The organism is Microcystis sp. LE19-195.1E (genome assembly GCF_027532095.1).
GTDB classification, from domain to species: domain Bacteria; phylum Cyanobacteriota; class Cyanobacteriia; order Cyanobacteriales; family Microcystaceae; genus Microcystis; species Microcystis aeruginosa.
Genome location: NZ_JAPZSZ010000228.1, coordinates 1 through 6717, shown reverse-complemented (window position 1 = coordinate 6717; position 6717 = coordinate 1). Strand labels below are relative to the sequence as shown.

General features: G+C 43.7%; 7 protein-coding genes. 2 read left to right on the top strand and 5 right to left on the bottom strand.

The genetic code is table 11. From position 1 onward, the window contains the following. Positions 1-121 precede the first annotated feature (121 nt). Both O9300_RS12780 and gatA read right to left on the bottom strand, forming a co-directional pair. Positions 122-982 (bottom strand): hypothetical protein, encoded by an 861-nt coding sequence (locus tag O9300_RS12780; protein WP_287971998.1) that lies wholly within the window; start codon positions 980-982, stop codon positions 122-124. Between the two features lie 193 nt (positions 983-1175). Continuing rightward, the gene (gene gatA, locus O9300_RS12775) at positions 1176-2627 is read right to left on the bottom strand and encodes an Asp-tRNA(Asn)/Glu-tRNA(Gln) amidotransferase subunit GatA (RefSeq protein ID WP_287971997.1); all 1452 of its coding nucleotides are present in this window, start codon (positions 2625-2627) and stop codon (positions 1176-1178) included. A gap of 582 nt (positions 2628-3209) precedes the next feature. Here gatA and O9300_RS12770 point away from each other — a divergent pair. After that, positions 3210-3572, top strand: a complete 363-nt coding sequence (locus O9300_RS12770; protein WP_002738764.1) for an ArsR/SmtB family transcription factor — start codon at positions 3210-3212, stop codon at positions 3570-3572. A gap of 52 nt (positions 3573-3624) precedes the next feature. Beyond that, positions 3625-4287, top strand: coding sequence for a heterocyst differentiation pentapeptide repeat protein HetL (hetL, locus tag O9300_RS12765; RefSeq protein ID WP_287971995.1), 663 nt, complete (start codon positions 3625-3627; stop codon positions 4285-4287). A gap of 125 nt (positions 4288-4412) precedes the next feature. On the opposite strand, the gene O9300_RS12760 is transcribed toward hetL, so the two are convergent. From O9300_RS12760 to O9300_RS12750, 3 genes are all read right to left on the bottom strand, one after another. Then, the gene (locus O9300_RS12760; protein WP_008206475.1) at positions 4413-4550 is read right to left on the bottom strand and encodes a photosystem II reaction center protein K; all 138 of its coding nucleotides are present in this window, start codon (positions 4548-4550) and stop codon (positions 4413-4415) included. 50 nt (positions 4551-4600) lie between these two features. Beyond that, entirely contained in the window at positions 4601-5725 is a 1125-nt protein-coding gene (tgt, locus tag O9300_RS12755; protein WP_079205940.1) for a tRNA guanosine(34) transglycosylase Tgt, read from the bottom strand. A gap of 66 nt (positions 5726-5791) precedes the next feature. Further along, a complete protein-coding gene (locus tag O9300_RS12750) occupies positions 5792-6253 on the bottom strand; it encodes a hypothetical protein (protein ID WP_004163378.1) in 462 nt (153 codons plus the stop codon). Positions 6254-6717 lie beyond the last annotated feature (464 nt).

Below are 6717 nucleotides of genomic sequence, written 5' to 3'. Positions count from 1 at the left end.
CTATCGCTTGAATATGTTGGTTAAGTTCTTGTTGTTGCTCTGGAGTCATTTTTGTCTTTTCCCTACTCTTTTCTCTATCCCATACCCAATTGATGCTTTTGTCAAGTAGTTTATTTGTTCTTCAGCTTTGACTTGCTCCCCAATGTTGTTTACCATCAATCTCAATAACAATTCTTTTTGATTTTGGCAATAATAATAAAAAATCCATACGTTGTCTTATCAATCTTCTCCCATTGTTATATCTTTTGAGTTCTTTGATAGTATAGGGATCATAATGTAAATAAACTTGTGGCAGTAGAGCGGGCGAATTTTCACCCCAACGACGACATAATTGCTCGTTGTTATAGTAAGTGTCAAAAAATCTAGATTCTACTGGATTATTTTGCAAGGATTCTTTAAGTCGTTTGTAAAGAGAATCTGCCGCTTCTGAATTTGACCAGCTAATAATTTTTTTATACTCTTTCCACCAATCAATTAACTCTATCCCTAATAATCCATGACTTTGAATCGGCTTATCATAGATCAAACAGGATTCTTTATACTTCGTAATTTCAATATCATTGCTAAGTGAATCTGAAAAAATAATTTCTGGTTTAAAAGAATTAGAGGCAAAAATAATATTTTTGATATTTTGATGTCCTAGTTTTTTGGTTAAATGAATTGTGTAGCCATTAATATCAACTTCCAAACCACTTTTTTCACAAATTCCTCTTAAAGTTTGCTTATGCTCTTCCTTAATATAATAACTTTTGTATAAAAGTATTGATTCAATTACTTTCAGAAATTTCTGAATATCGTTTTGATTTTCCCAATCAATCTTTGAGTAGTATCCATTCAATTGCTCTTTGCGCGTAGATGGACGAGGCTCGTATTTATCAAATCCCGCATCCGTAAACCAACTATCTATTTGATTAATATAATCTGCATAGTCTAAGCAAAATTGTCGAAACTCACTCTTTAATAAATCTAGAGATATATTCATAGAGACACATCAACTTTCGGAGAAATCACCGATACATACAATACCAAATTCTAGCAATTCAGCATTAGGATCAAAATCAACAGATTGGTGGGTTATGGCGAATACCTTATTAGTTGCTTAACTGTCTCATTTGTCATCGCCTAACCCACCCTACTATTTGGCTATCGGCAAAAGATAGCCACCGGCAATTGTATCAATTTGTAAAAGATGGTTGACGTTTGTGCCAATCGGTGGCCTGTTCGTAGGCGTGGGCGACGTGAAATAATTGATCTTCGCGCAACACATTACCGACTAATTGTAAACCAATTGGCAAACCTTGCCCATCAAAACCACAGGGAAGACTTAACCCGGGTAAACCGGCTAAATTGACGGGAATAGTCATTAAATCTGATAAATACATACTCAGAGGGTCCGCCGTTTTTTCCCCGGCTTTAAAGGCTGTGGTCGGTGAAGTGGGAGAAACTAACACATCTACTGATTGAAAAGCTCGATCGAAATCCTCTTTGATCAAAGTCCTTACCTTTTGTGCTTTCAGGTAATAAGCATCATAATAACCCGCCGAGAGGGTATAGGTTCCCAACATAATCCGGCGCTTAACTTCCGCACCAAAACCCTGAGCGCGAGTCTTGGTGTACATATCAATCAAACTATCGGCATCTTCCCGAATACCGTATTTAACCCCATCGTAACGGGCTAAATTCGCCGATGCCTCCGAGGGGGCGATAATGTAGTAGGTGGGCAATCCGTAACGGAAACGGGGACAGGAAATCTCTTTAATTGTGGCACCGAGGGCCTTTAACTGCTCTAAAGCTTGATTAACTGCCTCGGCAACGACCTGATCCAAACCTTCCCCGAAAGTTTCCTTAATTACGCCAATTTTTAACCCTTTTAAACTGTTTTTCAGGAATTGGCTATAGTCGGGAATCGGCAGATTGAGACTGGTAGAATCTTGGGGATCGTAACCTGCGATCGCTTGTAATAAAATCGCCGCATCTTCTACGGTACTACCAAAGGGACCAATCTGATCGAGAGAAGAAGCGTAAGCCACCAAACCAAAGCGAGAGACTAAGCCATAGGTCGGTTTTAGCCCGACAACGCCACAAAACGAAGCCGGTTGACGAATTGAGCCACCGGTATCCGATCCTAGGGCAATCACGCATTCTTGAGCGGCCACAGCCGCAGCCGACCCCCCCGAAGAGCCACCAGGCACCCGGGATAAGTCCCAAGGATTAGCAGTAACGTGATAACCGGAGTTTTCTGTGGAACTACCCATAGCAAACTCGTCTAAATTGGTTTTACCGACGATAACTGCCCCTAAATCTCGTAATTTTTGGGTAACGGTGGACTCGTAGGGGGGGACAAAATTCTCTAAAATCCGAGAAGCGCAGGTGGTGGGGATACCTTTGGTGCAGAGATTATCTTTTAATGCGAGCGGAATACCTGCCAAGGGATGCAGAGATTCACCTCTAGCTATTTTCTCGTCCACTTTTTGGGCTTGTGCGAGGGCTAAATCCGGGGTTAAATGGAGAAAGCTTTTTACTTGTGGTTCGATCGCTTCGATGCGAGCGAGAAATTCTGTGGCGATTTCGACGGCTGTTTTTTCTTTATTAACGAGTTGTTGATGCAGTTGACGAATCGAAGTCATGTTCAGTTACCGGTTACAACCACCGTCAGGAGCAAGCAACAACCCCGGACAGCAAAGACTATTTTAGCGTCAGTTTGGCTGTAGGTCAGCTAATCCCCTAAAATTAAAGGAAAGCCTCGGAGGAAAACTAGAGTTATGACTTTTATAGTCATTTCAATTAAGATTGAGAATATCAATGCCAGAGTTCATAAGGGTTTTATCGGTCTAGTCTGTATCAGACTTATCTGAAATGACTATAGCGTTTCTCTTACCTGTGTGGCACAGTTAAACCTTTGCTGATTAAGCTTTTCAATATCGATAATGTACCTCTTGCGAACAGGAAACGCTATATAATATCTGGCAATTAGACAATTTAGACTACACACTTTGATCGAGTTGGCTATCTCTATCAAGGTTATGCCCTTGGTACCATGACTAAGGCAGATGTGCAAATCTTCATGGAAAAGATTTTACGGCTCTCGATCGAGCTTGCAGACTAGACTCTAGTTACCTCTCCAGTTAAACTATAGTAGTCAATAGTTATAAAGTTTTAAACGATAACCTATTGTCAGCCTTTTTAACTGGTCACTTTATTACCTACCTATGTTAGACAGTTTCTCCCCCCAAACCTCTAGCGTCGTCCTCGCTTCGGTGGCGGACTATTTCAAAGTCCTGTCGGAAGTCAGTCGCCTACAGATTCTCAGTTGCTTGCAATTAGGCGCGATGAATGGTAAAGAAATCGCTGAAGCTACCGGACTAGGCCAGGCCAATCTCTCCAAACACCTGAAAGCTTTAACCCAAGCGGGAATTATCTCGCGGCAACCCCAAGGAGTCAGCGTTTACTATCAAATTACCGACCCCGTGATCTATGATCTCTGTCAGGTGGTTTGCGATCGCATTAGTCAGCAAATGCGTCAACGGGCCCGGGAATTCGAGAGTCTGCCGGCTTTCCATCTCCCTAAATAAAAATTAACAAACCCTTGACATTTTGCGTCAATTATGATAGGGAAAAATTTCCATGCTCCTAGAAGAACTTTGTCAACGCTATCGGGAGGGAGAAAGAGATTTTGGGGGGATTAATTTGCGGGAAGGCGACTTAACTAATATTTCCCTCCCAGGAGTCAATTTTTGCCGTGCCGATCTGCGACAGGCGCGGTTAGGAAAGATACGCCTTTCGCGATCGCTGCTGAGAGAAGCGGATTTAAGTGAGGCGATTCTCTGGGGAGCAGATTTAAGTCAAGTGGACTTTTATCGAGCTTGTTTACGCGATGCAGACTTAAGCGGAGCTAATCTGATCGAAGCCAATTTAGAAGCCGCTTATTTAACCAAAGCCGTCTTAAACGGTGTTAATCTCAACAGTGCTAATCTCCAGCAGGCCGTATTAATCGATACGGATTTTCGCTCCACTTCCGACCAACGCACGGACTTAGGCAAAACTAACTTTTGCGGAGCCGATCTCAACTATGCCAATCTGAGCGGCTCCCTGTTATATCGAGCTAATTTCGCTGATTGCCGACTTTGCCGGGTTAATTTTCGTGCTAGTCCCGAAAGAGACGGATTTATTACCGATCTCACCGGGGCCAGTTTCCGGGGTGCGGATCTCAGTTATGCCGATTTGCGCGGGGCAATTTTAGAAGATGTGGACTTGACTGATGCTGATTTAACCCGGACTTTGTTTTAATCTGGGAAGCTTTTTCAGGGATCAGTAATCAGTAAACAGTGAAAAGATGTCATTTCACTTAAAACTCAAATCCGATAACTGATAACTGATAACTGCTCACTGATAACTGATAATTGAGGGTCGATTTATTTAAAACCGACGGATGCTTGCCAAACAAAGGCCAGCAAGAGGAAAAATAGGGGAATCAGGGGCAAGACATCGACTAAGGGGTCGAAAATTTGGTATGCTTCCGGCAATTTGGCCAACAAAAGTGCAGTTTCCATCTCTCTATCTACCTTGACAAGAAAATTTTCAAACGTTTCCTGAAATTTTATCACGTTGGGGTAACATCTAAGGCATCCTCAAGCCAAGGGGCAAAATCTTGGGCAAAAGTTCCTTCTAGGATAGATTGACGAATTTCACGGGTAAATCTGATTAATTCGGCGATATTGTGCAGAGATAAGAGAATATAACCCAACATTTCCCCCGATTTAATTAAATGATTCAGATAGGCACGGCTAAAGTGTTGACAGGTGTAGCAGGGACAAGTCTCGTCTAAAGGGGCGAAATCCTCCTTAAAACGGGCATTTTTTAGGTTCCAACGCTCTCCCCGCACTAAAGCCGTGCCATGGCGACCAAAACGGGTGGGAATGACGCAATCAAACAGATCTATGCCACTAGCGATCGCCTTGGCCATTTCTCGATAGGTTCCCACTCCCATCAGGTAACGGGGTTTATTTTCGGGGAGTAAAGGGGCAGTTATCTGGACAATGCGATGAATTAGACTCGTTTCTTCCCCCACACTCACGCCACCGATAGCATAACCGGGTAAATCGAGTTTTACTAAAGATTCCGCCGCCGCTGCCCGTAAATCCTCATAAATTCCCCCCTGCACTATGGCGAATAAAGCCTGTTGTTGGGGTCGTTGATGGGCCCTCAGACAGCGCTCTAACCAGCGATAGGTGCGTTCTATGGATGCTTTCATGGTCTCATGACTGACTCCCGTGGGGGGACATTCATCGAAGGCCATAATCACATCAGCACCGAGGGCATTTTGAATCTGAATCGATTTTTCTGGCGTAATTTCGATTATTCTACCGTCCCGGGGCGATCGAAAGGTGACTCCCGATTCTTTAATTTGCCGCAGTTGACTGAGGCTAAATACCTGAAATCCACCAGAATCTGTTAATATTGGCTGATTCCACGCCATAAACTCGTGTAAACCTCCCGCTTTCTCGATAATACTTTCTCCAGGCTGCAGATGCAGGTGATAGGTATTAGCGAGAATCATTTGCGCCCCCGTGCTGGCGATTTGAGCGGGGGTCAAACCTTTCACCGTGGCCAAAGTTCCCACGGGCATAAAACGGGGTGTTTCTACCGGTCCGTGGGGAGTATGCCAAACCCCAACCCGCGCACCAGTTTGGGGACACCGGGCGATTAATTCAAAGGAAAATCCCACTGTTTCAGTTATCAGTTATCAGTTATCAGTTATCAGTTATTAGTAACCAGTATTTTTGCTCGCTGCCTAAAAGGGGCAATCGTTGTCGTCTTCGTCTTCAAACTGCACATCCCACTTAGCAGAAAGTACCTGAGTAACCATGGCTTCGAGGGTATCGGCATTGAGACGGGCTTTCATATCGGGGTCTTGGAGTGGATTACTCAGGGGAATTAGCCGTAATTGCCGATTGTCTTGGATCAGATCAAAATAGGTTTCACCGTCGGGAGAGCGGGTTAAACGCAGACAATCGAAGCTATAGGTATTGAGATAAAGACTGTAGTTAGCCACTAGGGTGCTTTGCTGATAATCGGCGAAAACTTCCACTATCCATCCCTCCCCTTCACTCTGAATCACTCCTTCGAGACTATGGATGTAGCGAACTCGTCCGAGATCATCGAGGAGACGACGCATATCTTCTTTAGCGATGACCACGCCAGAATCAATAATACAGGGGGCGGGCAGGGGCTGTGAGGGTGGATGATAGTTCATAGGGATTGCCAGTAAAAAAATTTCCGTTAATAACCCCAGTGACTGGGGGGTTTCTACCGATTCCTGTTGCAATTTTTTTCGGGTTACGTCTCGATCTTAACCCAATCCGTTAGAACTTTTCATTGTTATTTAACTTAGTGTCAGCATTCGTCCCTCGCGCTTAGTGCCATGGGACGGGGCTTTTAAAGGGGCGAATTACTTCGCCCCAGGGTTCCCCTCATGAATGCTGACTTTGTATAGAACAGCAAAGCACAGCTAAAAACAAGTCTGACCTATAGTTGACAATGTAATTGCAGTATGCTTAACATTTTGCGATCGTTGCGGTCGATAACGCAAAATGTTTGTTTTAGAGTACAAGCTTAGAGGAAAACCATCTCAATATCAAGCCATTGATGAGGCTATTCGGACAGTCCAGTTTGTTCGGAATAAATGTCTTAGATATTGGGCAGAAAATAAGAGTGTAG